This window comes from Erythrobacter sp. S259, assembly GCF_057364965.1.
Window position 1 is genome coordinate 2,535,932 of record NZ_CP200286.1, and the last position, 21,689, is coordinate 2,557,620.

Consider the following 21,689-nt stretch of genomic DNA (forward strand, 5'->3'; position numbering starts at 1 on the left):
AGCGATGACCAGCAAAGATAACACTAGAATCGACCCGCGCGGACGCAAGGTCAAGATATTGGCGACCATCGGCCCGGCAAGCCGCTCGCCAGCCATGCTGCGAAAGTTGTTTAGAGCGGGCGCCGACGCTTTCCGCGTAAACATGAGCCACGGCACGCACGCCGATCACGAGGCCGCGATCAAGGCGATCCGTGCTCTCGAAGAGGAGTTTGCCCGCCCTATCGCGATCCTTGCCGACCTTCAGGGACCGAAACTGCGCGTCGGCGAGTTTAAAGAAGGCCGCGCCGTTATCCGCCACTCTGCGCACTTCACTCTGGACCGTGATCCCGCTCCCGGAGATGAAACCCGCGTGTGCCTGCCCCACCCGGAACTCTTCGGGATTTTGGAACGCGGACAGCGGCTTTTGATCAATGACGGAAAGATCAAGCTGGTGGTAAAGGAAGCGGAAGATGACCGCATCTTTTGTACAGCGGAGGTCGGCGGCGTGATCTCTGATCGCAAGGGCGTTAATGTGCCCGATGCCGAAATCCCTATCCCCGCGCTTACCGAAAAAGACCGCAAGGATTTGGCTTTCGCCGTTGAGCACGGCGCGGACTGGATCGCCTTGAGCTTTGTCCAGCGCGCCGAAGATCTGGCAGAAGCGCGCAAATTGATTGCCGCTCACAAAGGTTCAAACACCGCGCTTTGCGCAAAAATCGAAAAGCCGATGGCGGTCAATCGCCTGTCAGAAATCATCCACCAATCGGACGGTATTATGGTGGCGCGCGGGGATTTGGGCGTTGAGCTTGAACCTTATGAAGTGCCCCCGCTGCAAAAGAAGATCGTCAACGCAACACGGCGCGCTGGCAAGCCGGTGATTGTGGCGACGCAAATGCTGGAGAGCATGATTGAGAGCCCGATGCCGACGCGGGCGGAAGTCTCTGACGTCGCCAATGCGGTCTATGACGGTGCGGATGCGGTGATGCTCTCTGCGGAAAGCGCGGCTGGTGAATGGCCTGAAGAATCGGTTGCAATGATGAATTCGATCGCCCTCCAGATTGAAAGGGACGAGGGTTACAAGGAGCGCGTGCGCCTTCTTGAGATGCTTCCTGATCCAACCACTTCAGACGCGCTTGCTCACTCGTGCATGACCATCGCCGACACGGTGCCGATCACCGCGATTACGGTCTTCACCATGAGCGGCTCGACCGCCCGCCGCGTCAGCCGTGAGCGCCCGCGCACCCCGCTTTTGGTCCTCACCCCCAGCACCAGAACAGCGCGCCGCGTTGCGCTTCTATGGGGAGCGCACGCCGTGGTGACCAAGGATATCGGCAGCTTTGAAGAGATGATCGCAAAGGGCAAACGCATGGCTCTGCGCCATGGGTTTGGTGAGGCAGGGTCAAAGCAGATTGTGCTGGCAGGTGTGCCTTTTGGAACGCCGGGATCGACGAACCTACTGCATGTGGTGACGCTGGCAGGAAATGAACTGGAGAAGCATGAGGGTTAGCGAGGTGTTTCGCGTGTCCAAGTTTCATGGAACACTGTTTGACCCAATTGATCTCTGCCATTTCGAAGATGCACCGAGAGAAACTTGCCATCCTCTTGTCCGGCGATAGTTTTCAGGATGGAGACTATGCGCAGGTTTAGGTAGAACCTTCTCATCACGCCGCCTTCAAAAGCCGCGCCCTCGCCTCATCCTCGCCAATCAGCGGCAGCAGTTCCCCCATATCGGGACCGTGGTTCATGCCTGTTAGCGCTTGGCGCAGTGGCAGGAACAACTGCTTACCCTTGCGCCCCGTTGCCTCCTTCAAAGCCCCGGTGAGTGCCACCCAAGGATCATCACTCCACGTCAGCGTGTTAGCCGCCTCTTTGAGGTAAGCTTTATCCTCGTCCGAAAACTCCGGCTGCTCAATCGGCCCCGTTACCAGCCGCCACCATTCGGCAACCTCGCCAACGGTCGAGATATTGGGCTGCACCGCATGCCAACCGGCCTCATCCATGCCTTCAGGCAAGCGGTCCTGTACCGCATCAAACGGCATTTGGTGGACAATCGCGGTGTTGACTCGCTCGAGTTCGGCATCGTCAAACTTCGCAGGCGCTCTGCCGAAAGTGCCAAGGTCAAAGGTCGCAAGCAGCTTCGCACGATCCGCGATAGGCTCAACCGGAAGCGAAGTGCCAAGGCGCGAGAGAAGCGCGATAATCGCGGCCGGCTCAATGCCCTTTTCCCGGAACGCATCGCAGCCAAGTGAGCCAAGGCGCTTGGACAATTTGCCCTCTTTGCCCACCAGAAGCGCCTCGTGCGCAAAGGCCGGAGGGGCCGCTCCTAGGGCAGTGAACATCTGAATCTGAACCGCGGTGTTAGAGACGTGGTCCTCTCCGCGAAGGACTTGCGTCACACCCATGTCAACATCGTCGACTGTCGAGGGAAGCATGTAGAGCCATGACCCATCCGCACGCCTGATCACAGGGTCAGACAGGAGTTTCGGGTCGAATTTGGCTTTACCTCGGACACCATCGACCCATTCCAGGGGTTCATCATGATCGAGCTTAAAACGCCAGTGCGGCTGAACACCTTCCGCCTCTTTTGCTGCGCGCTCTTCATCGGTCAGCTCCAAGGCACCCCGGTCATAAATCGGCGGAAGACCGCGACCGAGCAGGACCTTGCGCTTAAGCTCCAACTCCTGCTGCGTCTCATAGGCTGGATAAATCCGGCCCGCCTCGCGCAATTTTTCAAACGCCGCCTCATAAGCATCGAGCCGAGTGGATTGACGCTCTTCGCGTGTCCACTCAAGGCCAAGCCATGTGAGGTCAGCGCGGATCGCCTCAACGTATTCTTCTTTGGAGCGTTCAGCATCCGTATCGTCGATGCGCAGGATAAACTCGCCGCTGGAATTTTGGGCGATCATCCAATTGTGGAGCGCTGTACGGATGTTGCCAACATGGAGCCGGCCCGTGGGCGAAGGAGCAAAGCGTGTCGTGGTCGTCATAAAAGTTGCGCTAGCGCCAAAAGCGCTCCAGTCCTAGCGGGAAAAGAGGGAGAAATGCGCAAAATGGATACCGCAACATTTGAAGCTGCCGTCGAGGCCGCGAACCTGCCTGGCGCCGCTGCGATTGTGGTCGACAAACAGGGCGCGATTTTCAGCCATGCCGTAGGCGCTGCGAGCACTGCGACTTCCGCGCCGATGACGCTGACCACTAAGTGCCAGATCGCTTCTATGACGAAGGCTCTGGTCTCTGTCGCCGCAATGCAATTGGTGGAACAGGGCAAGCTTGCGCTTGACGAGCCGATTGGTACGCTTTTGCCTGATTTGGCTGAGCCCGATATTCTTACAGGGTTTGACGAGGCAGGCGTGCCGCAGCTTCGCAAAGCCACCAAACCTGTGACCTTGCGCCACCTTTTGACGCATACAGCAGGGTTTGGTTACTTGTTCGTCCAGAGCGATATTCAGCGCTATTATTTGCACGTCGGTATTCCGGCACCTGGCGAGCGAGCGAGCGTGGAAATGCCGCTGATGTTTGAGCCGGGAGAACGCTGGGAATATGGCGCTGCGACCGATTGGGTGGGCTTTGCCGTCGAGGCGGCGAGCGGTATGCGGCTGCGCGATTACTTGACGACCCATGTGCTTGCACCGCTTGAGATGAACTCGACCGCGTTTCATGATACGCCGCCGGAAGGGCTCGCCAGCGTGCATGTGCGCAGGCCTGAAGGCGGTTTCGATATCGCGCCTGTGTTCTTGTCCAACGCCGAGTTTGACAATGGCGGCGGCGGGCTTGTTTCAACTGCTGAAGATTATGCGCAGTTCTTGCGCGCGATGCTTCGCGGCGGCGAGCTTGATGGAACGCGCATTTTGAAAGCGGAAACGGTTGCAGAAATGGGCCGCAATCAGATCGGGGATTTGCGCGCAGGCTACATGGCCTCAAGCATGCCCGAACTTGCCGGGGCCTTTGACAATTTCCCCGATATGCACACCGGCTGGGGCCTTGGGTTCTTGTTGAACCCGGAAGCTGGCCCCAATGGCCGCGCGCCGGGAAGCATGGCGTGGGCAGGCATATTCAACTCCTATTACTGGATTGATCCAACTTTCGAGAAGGCCGGGGTGTTCATCACCCAGATGTCACCCTTTGGCGATCCGGACGCACTCGAAGCGTTTGGTGCACTTGAGCGTATAGCCTACAGTTAAGCTGCTGTGAGTTCCGCCTCGACCAATCCAAGAACATCCTCCCACAGACGTTCAGCGCGCTCGGTCCGGATCAGCCCGTCCACCGCGCCATTGAAAGCGGCGTAATCTCGCGTAGCGGCGGCTTCTAATGCAGCTGCTATCGTTGCCTCATCATGGGTGAGTTTGGAGCAGCAAAAGCGCGAGACATGAATGTTTTCGGGCCAGATCGCGGAGATAGTTTGGCTCAGAGCGAGCGCTTTAGCCGCCACACTGACACTGTTCAGCCGCAAGGCAAGTTCAGAAATAGGATCACGCCCGGCCCTCTGGTGGAGAGCAATAAGCCGCAGCGAATAGACAAACCTTGCCGCAATCGGGCCGAAGTCTTCGATAGCGTGCGGCTGCGCCAGATTAGCGATGACGGCTTTGGCCTTATCGCTCGATACGGGTTTGCTTTGCATAATGCTCCTCACAGGTCGGCGGGGTGACTATGGGGAGCATTATGACTTAATTGCAAATGCTTCGCAAGAGCGTTTATCTCCTATTTGGGCGCAATGTCGAAAGTGTGCTCGATATAGAGGAACACCTCAGTCTCGCTCGACTGCTGGAAATAGAGATCGCTGTGCAGCCCCTTGATCGAGACGCCGTAATCATTGCCGAAGAGCTTGGCATAGGCTCCTGCTTCCTTGGCGATGTGAGCGACCACATCCTTGCGGTATTGCTCAGGGTCATCAATCGCGAGGCCGGTCGTGCCGATGTCGATGAAGGAGCGCCCTGTCGCGGGGATTGCTTTGACGAATTCCTTGATCCGCTCCGCTGTCTTGCTCACCTTGGGATCGTCCCCTCGCAAAGGAATGCGCGCATAGATCTGGACGCGGTTAGTATCAGGCCGATTGCCTCCGGCCAGGGGAAGCTCGAACATATTGGCCTGCGTCACAGGCTCAAGACCATAACGCCCAGCGACAATATCAATCCCCTCAGCCTCGGCCTGCTTGAGGGCCTCTCCCAGCATTTTGAAGAGCTCGGACCTGCGCTCATCGAAATTGCGCGAATCCGAACTGACGAACAGCGGGGTCACAAAATAGTCGGCGCGGCGAGTGACACCGATGGCAGAAGGACCGCTGCCTCCCCGGCTTGGTGCGAGGTAAGCGTTGAGCGAAGAGCGGTCCTGGCGTGCGCCAGTGACGACCACAGTGTCTTGTGCGGTGAGCGGTAAGACGGGCATGGCAACGGCGATTGCAGCGGCGAGTAGAATTGGCTTTTTCATGGATCAGTCCCTCCAAACTTGAACAGCGTAGACGTTATGAAACGCAAATGGACTGCAATATGAACAGCCAACAAAAAGGCCCCGAAGGATCGCTCCTCCGGGGCCTTTTGATTTATCGGCAAAAGTTGCGTTTATTCGCCTGCGTCACCCGCATCTGCTTCGGGAGCGGGCGTTGGCGCTGCCGCCGCCATTGCCGCCTTCATCGCCTCCTCAGAAGAAACCGGATCAGCAGCTGGCTCTTCTTCTTTGACGCCAGCAGCAGCGAGTTTCTCTTGCTGCTTTTTCCAAGCGGCCTTGAGAGCAGCATCACGGCTAGAGGCTGTCACACGCATGCGGTTCATGCCTGCGCCCGTCCCGGCTGGGATCAGGCGGCCGACAATCACATTCTCTTTAAGACCGATCAACGTATCCTTCTTACCCTCAACCGAAGCTTGGGTCAGAACGCGGGTCGTCTCTTGGAATGATGCAGCCGAAATAAAGCTGCGCGTTTGCAGAGAAGCCTTAGTGATGCCAAGCAAGATCGGCACGCCCTCAGCAGGCTCCTTATTCTTGCCAAGCTTAGCGTTGACTTCGAGCATTTCAGCAAAGTCAACTTGCTCGCCCGGCAGGAGCGTCGTGTCACCGCCTTTAGTGATCTCAACTTTTTGCAGCATCTGGCGAACGATCACCTCAATGTGCTTATCGTTGATCTTCACGCCTTGGAGCCGGTACACCTCCTGAATCTCATTCACGAGATATTCGGACAGCGCCTCGATGCCCATCACTTCCAGAATGTCGTGCGGGTTCGGCGCGCCGGAAATCAGGGTGTCACCCTTCTTCACGAAATCGCCTTCTTGCACGTCGATCACCTTGGTTTTGGGGATCAGGTACTCAACCGCATCGCCTTCCTCCGGCACAATCGCGATCTTGCGCTTCGCTTTGTATTCGCGAACAAACTCGATCTTGCCTGAGATCTTGGCGATAACCGACATGTCTTTCGGCAGACGCGCCTCAAACAGTTCGGCCACACGCGGCAGACCGCCCGTGATGTCGCGGGTTTTGGCCGCCTCACGCGATGCACGCGCAAGAATGTCACCGGCTTCAACCGTTTGACCATCCTCGACCGAAAGGGTTGTGCCCGGTGCCAGCATATAGCGCTGCGCATCGGTCTCATCCTCAATCGTCTGGCCTTCGCCTTGAAGGATCATGCGCGGACGCAGCTCTTCCTTCTTCTTGCGGCCCGTCGCGCGGTTTTCGGTGACCACGCGCTGCGCGATACCGGTTGCATCGTCGGTCTGTTCTTCGAGCGTCGTGCCCTCGACCAGATCTTGATACTTCACCACGCCCGATTGCTCGGTGATGATTGGCAAAGTGAACGGGTCCCATTCAGCGAGACGATCGCCCTCTTTGACCTTCGCGCCGCTTTTGAACTTGATGACCGTACCGTAAGGCACTTTGTGCATCTCGCGCTCACGGCCCTCGGCATCAATCACCGCGATCTCACCGTTACGAGCGAGCGACAGGATGTTGCCCTTCTTGTCGGTGATGGTTGGCATATCGCGAAGTTCGACCTTACCGTCCGAAATCGCCTCAAGGTGCGATGTTTCGTTGAGCTGAGCCGCGCCGCCAATGTGGAAGGTCCGCATGGTCAGCTGTGTGCCAGTGCTCACCGATGGACTGCGCAGCGATAACACCGACAGCTTCACCGATGTTGACCGGCGTACCGCGTGCAAGGTCACGGCCATAGCAAGTTCCGCAAACACCCTGATCGCTTTCACAAAGCAGCGGCGAACGAATGCGTGCAGACTGAACCTCAGCCGCCTCGATTTCCTTCACCATCGGCTCGTCAACCATGGTGCCAGCCTTCACGATCACTTCGCCGGTTGCGGCGTTGATGATGTCCTCGGCCACCGTGCGGCCAAGAATACGCTCACCAAGCGATGCGATCACGCTACCACCTTGAACGATGGCGCGCATTTCCATGGCGTTTGTTGTTTTACAATCCTGCTCCACGATAGTGCAATCTTGCGAGACGTCGACCAAACGGCGCGTCAGATAACCTGAGTTTGCCGTCTTAAGAGCAGTATCCGCGAGGCCCTTACGAGCGCCGTGGGTTGAGTTAAAATACTCAAGAACCGACAGGCCCTCTTTAAAGTTCGAGATAATCGGCGTTTCGATGATCTCGCCCGAAGGTTTAGCCATAAGGCCGCGCATACCGGCAAGCTGCTTCATCTGAGCTGGCGAACCGCGCGCGCCTGAGTGGCTCATCATATAGATCGAGTTGATCGCCTTCTCACGGCCATCATCGTCGATGGGCTGCGCTTTAATCTCGGCCATCATCGCGTCAGCAACTTGGTCACCGCATTTCGACCATGCGTCGATCACCTTGTTGTACTTCTCTTGCTGGGTGATGAGGCCGTCCTGATATTGCTGTTCGTAATCAGCAACCAGCGACTTGGTCTCTTCGACCATGCCCTCCTTGGCGTCAGGAATGATCATATCATCCTTACCAAAGGAGATGCCCGCCTTAAATGCGTGGCGGAAGCCCAGCACCATGATGGCGTCAGCGAACAGGACTGTGTCCTTTTGCCCCGTGTGACGGTACACTTCGTCGATTACATCGCCGATGTCCTTCTTCGTCAGAAGGCGGTTGATGATGTCGTAAGGCACCTTGTGGTTCTTAGGCAGACACTCACCGATCAGCATCCGGCCCGGCGTCGTTTCGAAACGCTTAAGCACGATCTTGCCATCTTCATCAGCCTGCGGAACGCGGGCGAGGATTTTGGTGTGAAGCGTCACAGCCTTAGTCTCAAGCGCCTGGTGCACTTCGGCCATATCAGCAAAGCGCGGCAGTTTTTCGACTTTGGTGCCATCTTCGTTTTCGAGGAATTCGGGTGTTTTCTCCTGCCGCTCCATCGAGAGGTAGTAGAGGCCCAGAACCATGTCCTGCGAAGGCACGATGATCGGCTTACCGTTAGCAGGCGAGAGGATGTTGTTGGTAGACATCATCAAAACGCGCGCTTCGAGCTGCGCTTCGAGGCTGAGCGGCACGTGGACCGCCATTTGGTCGCCGTCAAAGTCAGCATTAAAGGCCGAACACACCAGCGGGTGAAGCTGGATCGCCTTACCTTCAATCAGCACGGGCTCAAACGCTTGGATGCCAAGCCGGTGAAGCGTGGGTGCGCGGTTCAGAAGAACCGGGTGTTCACGGATCACTTCGTCAAGGATGTCCCAGACTTCCTTACGCTCTTTCTCAACCCATTTCTTGGCTTGCTTAAGAGTCATCGAAAGACCCTTTGCGTCAAGACGAGCGTAGATGAACGGCTTGAACAGCTCGAGCGCCATCTTCTTAGGAAGACCGCACTGATGCAGTTTCAGCTCAGGACCGGTCACGATCACCGAGCGGCCTGAGTAGTCGACGCGCTTACCAAGGAGGTTCTGGCGGAAGCGGCCCTGCTTGCCTTTGAGCATGTCAGACAGCGATTTCAGCGGACGCTTGTTCGCGCCCGTAATCACGCGGCCGCGACGGCCATTGTCGAACAGAGCGTCGACCGCTTCTTGCAACATACGCTTTTCGTTGCGGACAATGATGTCAGGCGCGCGCAGTTCGATCAGGCGCTTCAAACGGTTGTTGCGGTTGATCACGCGGCGATAGAGATCGTTGAGATCGGACGTTGCAAAGCGGCCACCATCAAGCGGCACCAGCGGGCGCAGCTCTGGCGGGATCACGGGGATCACTTCAAGGATCATCCACTCAGGACGGTTGCCCGAATCGATGAAGCTTTCGACCACTTTGAGGCGCTTGATAATTTTCTTAGGCTTGAGCGTCGACTTGGTGGTCGCCAGCTCTTCCATCAGGTCGTCGCGCTCTTGCTCCAGGTCGAGCTCCATGAGCATGACTTTGACCGCTTCTGCGCCGATATCGGCCGAGAACGCATCTTCGCCGTACTCGTCTTGCGCTTCCAATAGCTCGTCTTCGGTGAGCAGTTGGAATTTCTCAAGCGGGGTCAGACCCGGCTCAACCACCACATAGCTTTCGAAATACAGGATACGCTCAAGCTGCTTCAGCTGAATGTCGAGCAGAAGGCCGATGCGCGATGGCAGCGATTTGAGATACCAGATGTGCGCCACAGGAGCAGCAAGCTCGATGTGACCCATACGCTCACGGCGCACCTTCGTAACGGTGACTTCAACGCCGCATTTCTCGCAAACGACGCCTTTGTACTTCATCCGCTTGTACTTGCCGCAAAGGCATTCGTAGTCCTTTACCGGACCAAAGATACGCGCACAGAAGAGGCCGTCACGCTCAGGCTTGAACGTACGGTAATTGATCGTCTCCGGCTTTTTAATCTCGCCGAAAGACCACGAACGGATGCGCTCTGGCGAGGCGATGCCGATCTGGATCTGGTCAAAGGTTTCCGGCTTTGCGAGCTGGTTGGTGAATTTTGTCAGTTCGTTCATTTTTCAAATTCCCATTTGGGGATGAAATCTCAGGGCGGAAGATTGGGAGGGGTGGCTAGCCCCCTCACCTCATTCCGCAGCCTCCGACGATGTAGAGATCGACCTTGCGAGCAATGCGATAGCAAGCATCAAGAAGACGATGCAGGGCACGAACGCAACGATTGCCATCGCATCGTTTTCGATACGAGTGCCAATTAAGCCCAGTGCGCCGCCTGCGAAGAATGAGCCGAGACCTATCTGCTTCAGTTCCGCAGACGTTTTGTCCTTCAGAAAGCCCATCATTCCGCAGCCTCCGCGAAGCCGTCGTCGTCCTCTTCGCCGTCGCCCAGCGAAGTCAGTTCGACGTTCATACCCAGCGAGCGCATTTCCTTGACGAGAACGTTGAAGCTCTCCGGAATGCCTGCCTCGAAGGTGTCGTCACCTTTGACGATGGCTTCGTAGACTTTCGTCCGTCCGACAACATCGTCCGATTTGACGGTGAGCATTTCCTGAAGCGTGTAGGCAGCGCCGTATGCTTGCAGTGCCCAGACCTCCATCTCACCAAAGCGCTGACCACCAAACTGCGCTTTACCACCAAGCGGCTGCTGGGTGACGAGCGAGTATGGACCGATTGAGCGGGCGTGGATTTTGTCATCGACCAAGTGGTGCAGTTTGAGCATGTAGATAATGCCCACGGTCACCTTGCGGTCAAACGCTTCACCCGTGCGCCCGTCAAACAGAGTTGACTGGCCCGAGCTATCGACACCGGCTTTCACCAGATAGTCGGTCACGTCGGGTTCGCGCGCGCCATCAAAGACCGGCGTACCCATCGGCACACCCGCTTTGAGATTGGTTGCAAGCTCGACGATGTTCGAGGTCGAACGGCTTTCAAGATCAGCGAAATACTGCTCGCCGTACACATCCTTCAGACGCTCAACCACAGCTTCGGGAGGCTTTACATCGGCGTAGTCTTCGGCGGCATTTGGATTGGCAAGTTTCCACTCTTCGAGCTTCTCCGCAATGTCCATGCCAAGGCCGCGCGCGGCAAAACCAAGGTGCGTTTCAAAGATTTGCCCCACGTTCATACGCGAAGGCACACCCAGCGGGTTCAGCACAAGGTCGACCGGCGTACCGTCCTCAAGGAACGGCATGTCCTCTGCGGGAAGGATGCGAGAGATCACACCCTTGTTTCCGTGACGGCCCGCCATCTTATCGCCTGGTTGCAGCTTGCGCTTCACCGCGACGAAGACTTTGACCATTTTGAGAACGCCAGGGGCCAGCTCATCGCCGCGCTCCAGCTTCTCTTTACGGTCTTCGAACTTAGCATCAATCAGACCAGCCGCTTCGTCATATTGCGACTTGATCGCTTCAAGCTGCGTTTGGCGCGCATCATCGGCAACCGCGAACTGGAACCATTCGTGACGCTCAACATCGGTGAGCACTTGCTCGGAAATGTCGATGCCCTTCTTGATGCCTTTGGGACCTGCCGCGACCACTTGGCCCATCAGCATGTCGCGCAGACGGTTGTAGGTCGCACGGTTCAAGATGTTGCGTTCATCCGCCGCATCCTTGCGCAGGTTCTCAATCTCCCGCGCCTGGATTTCCTTGGTACGATCATCAATTTCGATGCCGTGACGGTTGAACACACGAACCTCGACAACCGTGCCGGCCACACCCGGCGGCAGGCGCAGAGAGGTGTCACGAACGTCGCTGGCTTTCTCACCAAAGATCGCACGAAGCAGTTTTTCCTCCGGCGTCATCGGGCTTTCACCCTTTGGCGTGATCTTGCCGACGAGAATGTCACCGGGATGCACTTCTGCGCCGATGTAGACAATGCCGGCCTCATCCAAGTTGCGAAGCGCTTCTTCGCCCACGTTTGGAATATCGCGGGTGATGTCCTCTGGGCCAAGCTTGGTGTCGCGGGCCATCACTTCGAACTCATCAATGTGAATCGAGGTGAAGACGTCGTCTTTCACAATACGCTCTGAAATGAGGATCGAATCCTCATAGTTATAGCCATTCCAAGGCATGAAGGCGACGAGGCTGTTTTTGCCCAGCGCCAGCTCACCCAGGTCCGTCGAGGGACCATCAGCGATGATATCACCCGGCTCAATCGTCTCACCGACTTTTACCAGCGGACGCTGGTTGATGCAGGTGTTCTGGTTCGAGCGCTGGAATTTCTGAAGCGTGTAGATGTCAACGCCGGACTGGCCCGCTTCAACATCGCCGATTGCACGGATCACGATACGGGTTGCGTCGACCTGATCGACGATACCGCCGCGTTTCGCTGCGATAGCCGCACCGGAATCGCGCGCCACGGTTTCTTCCATGCCGGTGCCAACCCAAGGCGCTTCGGCCTTAACCAGCGGCACAGCCTGACGCTGCATGTTCGAGCCCATAAGCGCGCGGTTCGCGTCATCGTTCTCAAGGAACGGGATAAGCGAGGCCGCAACGGATACAAGCTGTTTTGGCGAGACGTCCATCAAAGTGATCTGGTCGTTCGGCGCCATCAAAGCGTCGCCTGCTTGACGTGCGGAAATCAGATCTTCGACGAAAGTGCCATCATCGTTGAGCTCAGCAGATGCCTGCGCAACGGTGTGCTTTTGCTCTTCCATAGCGGAGAGATATTTCACTTCGCCTGTGACTTTGTTGTCGACCACTTGGCGATATGGCGTTTCAATAAAGCCGTACTTATTGACCCGGCTGAACGATGCCAGCGAGTTGATCAGGCCGATGTTTGGACCTTCCGGCGTTTCAATCGGGCAGATCCGGCCATAGTGCGTTGGGTGAACGTCGCGGACTTCAAAGCCAGCACGCTCCCGTGTCAGACCACCTGGCCCAAGCGCCGACACGCGGCGTTTGTGAGTGACTTCGGACAGCGGGTTGGTTTGGTCCATGAACTGCGAAAGCTGCGAGGAACCAAAGAACTCACGCACGGCTGCAACAGCGGGCTTTGCGTTGATAAGATCGTTTGGCATCACAGTCGACACATCGACGGAGGACATACGCTCTTTAACCGCACGCTCCATACGAAGCAGACCAACGCGGTATTGGTTTTCAAGAAGCTCACCAACCGAACGAACACGGCGGTTACCAAGGTTGTCGATGTCATCAACATCGCCCTTGCCGTCCTTCAGATCGACAAGCTCTTTGACCACCGCAAGGATGTCTTCTTTGCGCAGCGTCGTCACAGTGTCTTCGGCATCAAGGCCAAGACGCATGTTCAGCTTCACGCGGCCAACAGCGGACAAATCATAACGCTCACCATCGAAGAACAAGCCTTCGAACAGAGCTTCTGCGGTTTCCTTGGTGGGCGGCTCGCCCGGACGCATGACCTTGTAAATTGCCTCAAGACCCTCATCGCGGTTCTCAGCCTTGTCGACTTTGAGCGTGTTGCGGATCCATGGCCCTGTATTGATTTCGTCAATGTCGAGAAGTTCAAGCGTATCAAAGCCAGCTTCATCAAGCGCCTCGATGTGCTCAAGCGTCACTTCATCGCCAGCCTCGATGTAGATCGAGCCGGTTTGCTCATTAATCATATCGTAAGCGGCATAGCGGCCAACGGCTTCCTCGGTTGGGAGGAGCAGGTCGGTGAGGCCATCCTTGGCCGCCTTGTTGGCGGCACGCGGGCTGATCTTTTGACCCGCCGCAAAAATTTCTTCGCCGGTTTTCGCATCCACAAGCGGGAAGGCAGGCTTCGCACCGCGCCATGCTTCTGGGGTGTATGGGATTTTCCAACCATCTTTGGCGCGCGACCACGTCATGGTGTCGTAGAAGTGGTGCAAAATGCCTTCGCTATCGAGGCCAAGAGCATAGAGAAGCGCGGTCACCGGCAGCTTGCGCTTACGGTCGATGCGGACGTTGACGATGTCTTTGGCGTCGAACTCAAAATCGAGCCATGAACCGCGATAAGGGATAACGCGCGCTGCGAACAGAAGCTTGCCCGATGAGTGCGTCTTGCCGCGGTCATGGTCGAACAGAACGCCTGGCGAACGGTGCATTTGGCTGACGATCACGCGCTCTGTGCCGTTCACGATAAAGGTGCCGTTATCGGTCATGAGCGGCATGTCGCCCATGTAAACGTCCTGCTCTTTGATATCGAGAACCGAACGCGTCTCAGTTTCCTGATCGACTTCAAACACAATCAGGCGAAGCGTCACCTTCATCGGCGCTGCATAAGTGATCCCGCGCTGACGGCACTCAGTGGTGTCGTACTTTGGCTCTTCGAGTTCATAGTGAACAAAGTCGAGCTCTGCGGTGCCTGCAAAATCGCGGATCGGAAAAACGCTGCGCAGGGTCTTTTCCAGACCCGACACGTAGCCCGTTTCCTTGTTCGAGCGCAGGAAGAACTCATAGCTCTCCCGCTGCACTTCGATGAGGTTGGGCATGTCGACGACTTCGTGGATGTCGCCAAAAATCTTACGGATGCGCCGCTTTGCGGTACCCTTTGCCTCGCGGCTGCGGGTGGCTTTCGCTTTGGTTGCCATGGAGGAATTGTGCCTCTTTGCCTGTGTGCTCTGGGCTTGAACCGCCCAAAGCCAAGTTGGTTTCAGTCATCACGCGCAGGACTGCGATGCCATATGTCGATACGCAAACAAGCCGCACTCCAACATGGTCCCTTCGGCGGGTCCAAAATGGATGCAGCTTAAGCGTTCGCGAATATGGCAAAGCACCGCTTCTATCCTTGGCCCTGTCCGTCGCGCATGGACAAATCCGTCTCGAAGTCGGTGTGTGACGAGGCATGTAGGAATACAGGCCAGATCTCGTCAACAGACTTCCTTAGTCACCCGCATCGATTCGGATCGCGAAGAAGAATGACCCCTCTTTAAGTGCGATCCCAGCGCTCACAGCCTTATCGAGAAACAATATCCTCCAAAATATCGCTTTTCGATCAGCATATTATCGTTTTTCAATATTTATTGATTGACGATAAACCGTGCTGCATCTACTTAAAAATTATCGCAATTCAATAAATCATATCAAGGAGAACGATATGTCACTCGGATTCACCAACACGCTCGCCGCCCTTGCAGCAGTTGTCCTCGCCTTCACATCCATTGGAACAATCGTGACTGTGCCGCCCGCTGAGACGAACGACGCCATCGTCATGCCTGAGTTGGCTTGAGCCACGCTCAGAAAGGGAGAATAGATATGACGGAAAGACCCAATGACTTATTGCTACTCGCAGGAAAACTGCTCACCATCATTATGCAAGCTGCTTGTGCAATAGCTTCGGTTGTGATTGCTGGCGTAGCCCTTTGGGCGGTCATCGAACCCGACTCGATAAGAACCACGAGTTTTGAGGATAGTCTCGGAAATACCGAACCAATCATCGGCCTACCGATACTCTTCCTTCTGATCGCCGTTTTTTTAGGCCTTGGCTTTTTCTTTTTCCACAAGCTCAAGCAGATCATCGAGACAGTCAGTGAGGGAAAACCTTTCGAAAAGGAGAATGCCAATCGTTTAAACATGATGGCGTGGCTTCTTCTGGCGATGCAATTCCTGATTATGCCCGCCGCTGCGCTCGGCGCATTCCTGTCTCCATGGATCAACGATCAGGACGCCTCCTCGCTGACGATAGAGATGGGTCCGGACGTCGAGGGCATCCTTATGGTCATCATCCTCTTCATCCTTGCACGCGTGTTCAAACACGGCGCTGCGATGCGCGAAGATCTCGAAGGAACGGTCTGATGCCTGCTGATGATGAAGGAGCAACAATCATGGTCAAACTCGATGACATATTGCACGATCGGCGCATGACACTCACCGAATTGGCCGAAAGAGTGGGCCTCACTCTTGCCAATCTCTCAATCCTCAAGACCGGCAAGGCAAAAGCAATCCGGTTCACGACGCTTGCCGCGATATGCCGGGAACTGGACTGCCAGCCGGGCGATCTGCTGAGCTACAAGGCTAATTGAATGTTCTAGTGGGTTTGAATGTTCTAGTGGGTCCTCGCGAAGGCGGGGACCTCTCGCGACCGGGCGCCAATCCGATGGAGGTCCCCGCCTTCGCGAGGACTCGCTATACTCCTTGACTCTCACGCGCCTTCCGCTAATTGCGCCCCTCGACCTGCCCGTCAGGTCATCCGTCCGAGACCGTTGGTGAGAGGAATTTGCCTCTCTTAATTTCCAGCCTAGACGGGGAAATGAGATTATACGCTTGGTGTTTGGCACCTTGTAAATGACCCCTCGGGTCCTCCTTCCCCATTGATGGACTTGTCTCACGTCGATGAACGGCGCGAGATGATTTGAGCCGGTTGTGCGCGAGGCCTTCTCGCACACAGCCATAGTGAAGGAGCAAATGCATGGATCGTTCGCAAAAAGCCGATGCGGTTGCGCAGCTCTCGCAAGTCTTCAACGAAGTTGGCGTGGTGGTTGTCACCCGCAACCTCGGCCTTACGGTGGATCAGTCTACCGACCTTCGGGGCAAGATGCGTGAAGCAGGGGCAACTTATAAGGTTGCGAAGAACCGTCTTGCAAAGCTCGCCCTGAAAGACACCGATTACGTTGGCCTCAAGGAATACCTTAATGGTCCAACCGCGCTTGCATGGTCGCAGGACCCTGTAGCGGCTGCAAAAGCAGCTGTTGAGTTCGCCAAGTCGAACGACAAGCTGGAAATCGTCGGTGGCTCAATGGGCAGTCAGGTGCTCGACGAAGCTGGGATCAAGGCGCTTGCCTCGATGCCAAGCCTTGACGAGCTGCGTGGCACGATTGTTGGTCTGGTAAATGCGCCTGCGACGAAAATCGCTCAGGTTGCAACGGCCCCCGCCAACAAACTGGCCCGTGTCATTGGTGCGTATGCCGCCAAAGATGCCGCCTAAGCTTAAGACGCTATTCGCACGATAAACGAAACATCATGGGGTTCATTGAAAAGCCCCGCTTAATTTTGGAGTTAACATCATGGCCGATATCGCCAAGCTTGTTGAAGAACTTTCTAAACTGACTGTCCTTGAGGCAGCTGAACTTGCCAAAGCACTCGAAGAAGAGTGGGGCGTTTCTGCAGCGGCTGCTGTTGCTGTTGCTGCACCTGGTGCTGGTGGCGGCGGCGAAGCTGCTGCTGAAGAAAAAGACGAATTCGACGTCATCCTCACCGGCGACGGCGGCAAGAAAATCCAGGTCATCAAAGAAGTCCGCGCCATCACTGGCCTGGGCCTCACCGAAGCCAAAGGTCTCGTCGAAGGCGCACCAAAGCCTCTCAAAGAAGGCGTTGCGAAAGCAGAAGCCGAAGAGATCAAAGGCAAGATCGAAGCCGCTGGCGGTACTGTCGAACTCAAGTAATTGGGCTCGCTCAAGTAACCCTTGCGCAAAGTTTTGTAAGTGTCTTGAAGCGCTCGCAATCAGGGGGCGGTGTCAGCAATGGCGCCGCCCTTTTTGTTTGGGCTAAAACTTCTCCGGGCAAGGAGGCCGATAACGCTCGGGCGGGCCTTTGTAAGGCTGGGGCCCGGCGCTTTCTTCCTGCGTCGGATCAAGCATACGCCCCATAAACAAGACTGCGCCGGTTCGGTTGTCGCGCAAAAGGAACATGAACGGGTGATCGGCGCGGAATATGAAAGGCGGTGGCGGAGGTGGTCCTCGCCGGGCGGATGTAATTACAACACCTCCGATTACCACGGCCGTAGCGGCGGCAGCCTCGGAGCCCTTTTCATCGACATCAATGTTAGCCTGATGAATGATATTGGTGATTTTCAAACCGCACCAGTCGGACAATTCAGCCTGGGGGAATGTTGCCATTCGGTCGAAGTTGGCATGCTTGGAAAAGGGCAACGGCGCGCCCATCCCTTCGATCACTGTCTTCAGATCGGCATTCCAGTCCATGCTCATTTTGGGCAGTGTTAGAACAGTGTCATAGGGTTCGGCTTCATCGAGTGCCTTGAGCCAGCGCTCCAACTTAGAGGCGGAAAGGCTCCGTTCCAGCCGTTCTAATCCCTCGGGCTTATCAGGAAGGATGGCAACCATGCTCACCTCCTCGCCTTTGTAGGGCAACTCCACGAGCTTCACCGAACCGCGCTTGAGGCCGCGAAGATCATGCCACGAATTCATAAGCTCGGCCGCAATCTCGCTGCCATCGGCAAGATAGAACGGCTCTTCTTTGGTCGCCCGTGGTGAAAATGGCTTCTGCCAATCAGCCTTCCAATAAATCGCATTAACGAGCACGGCGGCAGTGAGCGTGTTCAACACCCTTGGTGGTATCAACTCCTCAATCCGGTCGTTTGTCTTTCCCGCAACCCAGCCGTTGATCTCTTCGCGCGCACCTTCGGGATCGCCGCCAAAATCAGCCTTGCGAAAAGAGTTCGATGCCTCGCGTTCCAAATCCGCTTGGAACTCCGGGACCAGCTCCAGCTCATTGCGCACCCAAAACGCATTCGCACTGCGAAGCTCGCGGCCCTCACCGGAGATACTCATCATCCGGTCAAGCTTGCCCGCCCCGCTCAAATACTCCTCTGGCCCCGCTGGGAACCGCATCACCTTGCGCATCTGCTCGGCCGTTTGCCCATCGGCGCCGCGATATGCGTACCCCATGGCCAAAGAGATGCTGGCGGGAGAGAAAAATAGATTTTCACCGGGCTTTGCGACCTCGCGGTAGAGATCAAGCGCGAAGGCATTTGACCCTTTCGCGACCTCTTCGACGGTGGCCGGACTGTCAGAGACGGCGCTGCTAACAGGTCCGTTTGCTGCGCAGCCTGCAAGGATGGGTAAGGCAAGCAAGCTGCCTATGGCTGTCAACGTTGAAAAGTACCGCATTTCGTCCCCTCCTCACAATATTCACCCGCAAAACCCGCGCCAAAGCGGACCGGTGAATAAGAGAAGCTAAGCTAGAGCTGCCCGATGGAACGGCGGATTAACGCGGGATTTGCTCGATAGCAGTCAGTTCTGTGCCCAAGGCAGGGACTGAAATCTGGTCGACCTGCACCTTCTTGGCATTGGGCGCGTCTTGATAGTCGATGCCGAATTCAATCTCATCATAGGCGGGATTGTAGCTCACCGGAATGCCAGCGTCTTGCAGCTGCGCCAGTGTCACATAGCTGTCGATGGCTGACCCGCGCGCAATATTGGCAAATTCGGTCTTGCTAAACTGATCGCGCATCATCTCTGCGACCGAACGCAGTTGGATCGCAATTGTACCATCCAACTGCTTAAACTCGACGCTGCCCGTGCGGACACCGTTCACACGCGCATCCAGCTTCGACTTTGCCACCAAAACGGCCTGCGATGCGGCAAAGGCGCTCACATCAGGCGATGGAGCACCGACTGCGATGGCCCGCCGCGTATCAGCAGAGCGAGCATCAGATTGATTGGACCTTGGATTTGGCAGGGGGCTCGGTACGTTGTTCGGGGTAGGGACCGTTGATGCGACAACCGCCGCATTAGTCGCCGTACTGCTCTGAGCCTGGGACGCGATCGGAAGCGAGCTGCGCATTGAAGATGTTGCATCTATCGCGCCTGCAAACGCGGCCTCAACCGAATGGTTGGCAATCGCGTCGATCCGCACGGCTGATGAACCGGCGGCAAGTTCTTCTTCGCCAGTGCCGACATTTTCAGGGGTGGCTCTGACCGCAAGATCGAGGTCTGTGATTGGCTCAATCGCAATCGTATCGATCGCAATCTCTCCGGAGCGCTCGCTCAGCAGCATCACCTCGCTGGTCGGAACAGTCCCCGCCACAAGGGCTGTCAGCCCAGTGGATGTTTGGACATCCGCAAAGGCGAGATCAAAACTCTCCGAAGGCGTGTCGGTCACGCTTATCGGCATCTTGCGCCGGAACGAATCCAGCCGCGACTGATCGGTAAACGGAGCCGCAGCCTCTTGGGCCGCCAAAGCCTGCGCATAAACATGGCCAAGGGCTTGGTCGGCCGGTGTCCAGATTTCCGTAGCAAGGCGTGTTTTGCTGCCGCTTGCGCCCGGCACCTCCGGCTTATCGTCGCTCGCGGCACGGATTTGCGCCGCCTCGCCTGCTACCGGGCCAATGCCGATTGGAGCGCCAAGCGTGCTCACCATCGCTTCAAGTGAGAGATTGGGTACAGCCGCAGCAGCAGCAACCACCGCCGCGCCCACACCCAGACGCGCTTTGGTGAGCGCTTTTGCCGCTGGCCGCGCGCGCAGGCTCGCTGCAATGGCCGCTTTTTGCTCGGCAGTATGAGGCGAAGGTATGAGGCGCGCTGACGCGAGCCACCAAGTCCGCGGCTCGTTGCCGTCCAGTCCCTCAGCAATGATAGGATCTTTGTCCAAAAGAGCATCCCCCCGTCACTCAAACGCGCTTATGGAGATTTTTACATTTGAGATAAAGGATTTTGTAAAACGGGCCAACGAACGCGCCGCGTTCAGGACTTTCTTGAACCCGAATACCTGTCTCAAATGTTCTGACAATCCATGCCGCGGGCCATACCAAGAGCCATGCAAAGGGCGAATTTGCTTCCCCATCGCACCGGCAACTCGTAGTCGGGCGGGCTCGCTTGAGCGAGAAGCGATAAGAGTGTGATGCAAGACAGGCCAAGCAACAAAACACCCAGTTGGGGTCAAGAGTTTCGAGCGACCTTTGCGCTCGCAGCGCCCCTTGCTGGTGCCAATCTGCTGCAAATGCTGACCTATGCGGTCGATGTGATATTTATCGCAAGGCTTGGAGATGAGCCGCTCGCAGCGTCGGCTCTGGCGGTTTCACTTTTTGGGCTCGTGCTGTGGGCGATGACGTCACTTATCGGAGCTGTGGCACCGCTAATCGCCGAGGCGATTGGTGCAGGCGGCCCTACGCTGCGCCCCGTACGCCGCTCGGTGCGCATGTCACTATGGCTTGCGGTCATAACGGGCGTCATTGGCATGGGCATCTGCCTCTTGCTCGAACCGGTCATGTATGCGACCGGCCAGCAAGCCTCGATCATCGCGCTCAGCGTTCAATACAATTACATCATCATCTTTTCGCTGATCCCGATGCTACTCGCCGCAGCGCTTAGATATTTTGTGTCAGCCCTTGGCCGTCCGATATTCGCAACGGCAATCACAGGTCTAGGCATCATCGTGAATGCCTTTGCCAACTATACGTTGATTTTCGGCAATTTCGGAGCGCCCGAGCTTGGCCTTCAAGGCGCAGCGATTGCGACAATTATCACCTCACTGGTGATCCTTGGCGCTTATGTGCTCGCGATTGTCTCAGACCCGCGCCTTCATCGCTATGCCGTATTTGGCAAGTGGTGGTCGCCTGACTGGCCAAGGTTTTGGCAGATCGTGCGGATCGGCACGCCCATTGGCCTGACAGTAACCGCAGAAGCCGGTATCTTCGGTGCGGCGGCGTTTCTCATGGGGCGGTTTGGGGCAAGCGAGCTTGCAGGCCACACGGTTGCCTTGCAGCTGGCCGCCCTCGCCTTTCAGGTGCCGTTTGGCGTGGGTCAGGCAGTCACAATCCGCGTCGGCTATTTCCACGGCGCACGCGATCCGGTTGGCGTTAAACAAGCTGGCTGGGTGGCGCTTGCAATCTCAGCTCTTTTTATGAGTTTCACCGCGAGCGCCATGGTCATCGCGCCTTATTCTCTGCTTTCGATTTACGTGGATCCCTATGCCGCTCATAACGCAGCGCTTGTCGGGTTTGCGCTTCAGTATCTGGTGCTCGCCGCAGCGTTTCAACTGGTTGACGGCATTCAAGCTGTAGCAGCAGGCGCGCTACGCGGTCTTCAAGACACCCAAGCCCCAATGTGGATCGCGATATTCAGCTATTGGGTGCCTGGCATAGGCCTTTCCATCAGCCTTGGGTTCTTCACCCCGCTCGCGGGCGTGGGGGTCTGGGTCGGTCTTGCAACTGGCCTTGCCTTTGCAGCGGTCCTCCTCACTTGGCGATGGATGGCGCGAGAGCGGCTGGGACTGGTAAGGCACTCCATCTGAGA

At 56.6% G+C, this 21,689-nt stretch carries 15 protein-coding genes and 1 pseudogene; 8 read left to right on the top strand and 8 right to left on the bottom strand.

Annotated features, from left to right (window positions below; all coding sequences use genetic code 11):
* The first annotated feature begins 4 nt into the window (after nt 1–4).
* Nucleotides 5–1,486 (top strand): pyruvate kinase, encoded by a 1,482-nt coding sequence (gene pyk / locus AC0V60_RS11985; protein WP_486178687.1) that lies wholly within the window; start codon nt 5–7, stop codon nt 1,484–1,486.
* A 154-nt stretch (nt 1,487–1,640) separates the two neighbouring features.
* Here the strand turns inward: pyk and gltX are convergent, their stop codons facing one another.
* Nucleotides 1,641–2,966 (bottom strand): glutamate--tRNA ligase, encoded by a 1,326-nt coding sequence (gltX, locus tag AC0V60_RS11990; RefSeq protein ID WP_486178688.1) that lies wholly within the window; start codon nt 2,964–2,966, stop codon nt 1,641–1,643.
* 63 nt (nt 2,967–3,029) lie between these two features.
* Between gltX and AC0V60_RS11995 the strand changes: the two genes are divergently transcribed.
* Nucleotides 3,030–4,160 (top strand): serine hydrolase domain-containing protein, encoded by a 1,131-nt coding sequence (locus AC0V60_RS11995; protein ID WP_486178689.1) that lies wholly within the window; start codon nt 3,030–3,032, stop codon nt 4,158–4,160.
* Here AC0V60_RS11995 and AC0V60_RS12000 read toward each other — a convergent pair.
* The 5 genes and pseudogenes from AC0V60_RS12000 to rpoB form a co-directional block, all read right to left on the bottom strand.
* The gene (locus tag AC0V60_RS12000) at nt 4,157–4,597 is read right to left on the bottom strand and encodes a DNA-directed RNA polymerase subunit beta' (RefSeq protein ID WP_486178690.1); all 441 of its coding nucleotides are present in this window, start codon (nt 4,595–4,597) and stop codon (nt 4,157–4,159) included. The genes AC0V60_RS11995 and AC0V60_RS12000 overlap by 4 nt on opposite strands.
* 80 nt (nt 4,598–4,677) lie before the next feature.
* Nucleotides 4,678–5,403 carry a hypothetical protein gene (locus AC0V60_RS12005; protein WP_486178691.1) on the bottom strand — a complete coding sequence of 242 codons (726 nt, stop codon included), beginning with the start codon at nt 5,401–5,403 and terminating at the stop codon, nt 4,678–4,680.
* Between the two features lie 131 nt (nt 5,404–5,534).
* Nucleotides 5,535–9,843 (bottom strand): annotated as a pseudogene (gene rpoC / locus AC0V60_RS12010) (DNA-directed RNA polymerase subunit beta').
* 69 nt (nt 9,844–9,912) lie between these two features.
* Nucleotides 9,913–10,125 (bottom strand): hypothetical protein, encoded by a 213-nt coding sequence (locus AC0V60_RS12015; RefSeq protein WP_486178692.1) that lies wholly within the window; start codon nt 10,123–10,125, stop codon nt 9,913–9,915.
* Complete coding sequence (gene rpoB / locus AC0V60_RS12020; protein ID WP_486178693.1) at nt 10,122–14,309, bottom strand: DNA-directed RNA polymerase subunit beta; 4,188 nt, start codon at nt 14,307–14,309, stop codon at nt 10,122–10,124. Before rpoB ends, AC0V60_RS12015 begins: the two co-directional genes overlap by 4 nt.
* 506 nt (nt 14,310–14,815) lie before the next feature.
* On the opposite strand from rpoB, the gene AC0V60_RS12025 reads away from it, so the two are divergent.
* The 5 genes from AC0V60_RS12025 (at nt 14,816) to rplL (ending at nt 17,099) form a co-directional block, all read left to right on the top strand.
* Nucleotides 14,816–14,947: a hypothetical protein gene (locus tag AC0V60_RS12025; protein WP_486178694.1), complete on the top strand. Its 132-nt coding sequence runs from the start codon at nt 14,816–14,818 to the stop codon at nt 14,945–14,947.
* Nucleotides 14,948–14,973: 26 nt separating this feature from the next.
* Nucleotides 14,974–15,513 carry a DUF2975 domain-containing protein gene (locus AC0V60_RS12030; protein WP_486178695.1) on the top strand — a complete coding sequence of 180 codons (540 nt, stop codon included), beginning with the start codon at nt 14,974–14,976 and terminating at the stop codon, nt 15,511–15,513.
* Nucleotides 15,513–15,740 carry a helix-turn-helix domain-containing protein gene (locus tag AC0V60_RS12035; RefSeq protein ID WP_486178696.1) on the top strand — a complete coding sequence of 76 codons (228 nt, stop codon included), beginning with the start codon at nt 15,513–15,515 and terminating at the stop codon, nt 15,738–15,740. Before AC0V60_RS12030 ends, AC0V60_RS12035 begins: the two co-directional genes overlap by 1 nt.
* A gap of 386 nt (nt 15,741–16,126) precedes the next feature.
* The gene (gene rplJ, locus AC0V60_RS12040) at nt 16,127–16,642 is read left to right on the top strand and encodes a 50S ribosomal protein L10 (RefSeq protein WP_486178697.1); all 516 of its coding nucleotides are present in this window, start codon (nt 16,127–16,129) and stop codon (nt 16,640–16,642) included.
* 79 nt (nt 16,643–16,721) lie between these two features.
* Nucleotides 16,722–17,099, top strand: coding sequence for a 50S ribosomal protein L7/L12 (rplL, locus tag AC0V60_RS12045; protein ID WP_486178698.1), 378 nt, complete (start codon nt 16,722–16,724; stop codon nt 17,097–17,099).
* Between the two features lie 102 nt (nt 17,100–17,201).
* Here the strand turns inward: rplL and AC0V60_RS12050 are convergent, their stop codons facing one another.
* Entirely contained in the window at nt 17,202–18,563 is a 1,362-nt protein-coding gene (locus tag AC0V60_RS12050; RefSeq protein ID WP_486178699.1) for a serpin family protein, read from the bottom strand.
* 97 nt (nt 18,564–18,660) lie between these two features.
* Nucleotides 18,661–20,046, bottom strand: coding sequence for a hypothetical protein (locus AC0V60_RS12055; RefSeq protein WP_486178700.1), 1,386 nt, complete (start codon nt 20,044–20,046; stop codon nt 18,661–18,663).
* A 249-nt stretch (nt 20,047–20,295) separates the two neighbouring features.
* Between AC0V60_RS12055 and AC0V60_RS12060 the strand changes: the two genes are divergently transcribed.
* Nucleotides 20,296–21,687: an MATE family efflux transporter gene (locus tag AC0V60_RS12060; protein WP_486178701.1), complete on the top strand. Its 1,392-nt coding sequence runs from the start codon at nt 20,296–20,298 to the stop codon at nt 21,685–21,687.
* The last annotated feature ends 2 nt before the right edge of the window (nt 21,688–21,689 follow it).

Coding starts and splice junctions, on each gene's coding strand:
- rplJ (WP_486178697.1), top strand. CDS start 16,127: ATGGATCGTTCGCAAAAAGCCGATGCGGTTGCGCAGCTCTCGCAAGTC.
- gltX (WP_486178688.1), bottom strand. CDS start 2,966: ATGACGACCACGACACGCTTTGCTCCTTCGCCCACGGGCCGGCTCCAT.
- AC0V60_RS12025 (WP_486178694.1), top strand. CDS start 14,816: ATGTCACTCGGATTCACCAACACGCTCGCCGCCCTTGCAGCAGTTGTC.
- AC0V60_RS12030 (WP_486178695.1), top strand. CDS start 14,974: ATGACGGAAAGACCCAATGACTTATTGCTACTCGCAGGAAAACTGCTC.
- rpoB (WP_486178693.1), bottom strand. CDS start 14,309: ATGGCAACCAAAGCGAAAGCCACCCGCAGCCGCGAGGCAAAGGGTACC.
- AC0V60_RS12035 (WP_486178696.1), top strand. CDS start 15,513: ATGCCTGCTGATGATGAAGGAGCAACAATCATGGTCAAACTCGATGAC.
- AC0V60_RS12060 (WP_486178701.1), top strand. CDS start 20,296: ATGCAAGACAGGCCAAGCAACAAAACACCCAGTTGGGGTCAAGAGTTT.
- AC0V60_RS11995 (WP_486178689.1), top strand. CDS start 3,030: ATGGATACCGCAACATTTGAAGCTGCCGTCGAGGCCGCGAACCTGCCT.
- AC0V60_RS12000 (WP_486178690.1), bottom strand. CDS start 4,597: ATGCAAAGCAAACCCGTATCGAGCGATAAGGCCAAAGCCGTCATCGCT.
- pyk (WP_486178687.1), top strand. CDS start 5: ATGACCAGCAAAGATAACACTAGAATCGACCCGCGCGGACGCAAGGTC.
- AC0V60_RS12050 (WP_486178699.1), bottom strand. CDS start 18,563: ATGCGGTACTTTTCAACGTTGACAGCCATAGGCAGCTTGCTTGCCTTA.
- rplL (WP_486178698.1), top strand. CDS start 16,722: ATGGCCGATATCGCCAAGCTTGTTGAAGAACTTTCTAAACTGACTGTC.
- AC0V60_RS12015 (WP_486178692.1), bottom strand. CDS start 10,125: ATGATGGGCTTTCTGAAGGACAAAACGTCTGCGGAACTGAAGCAGATA.
- AC0V60_RS12005 (WP_486178691.1), bottom strand. CDS start 5,403: ATGAAAAAGCCAATTCTACTCGCCGCTGCAATCGCCGTTGCCATGCCC.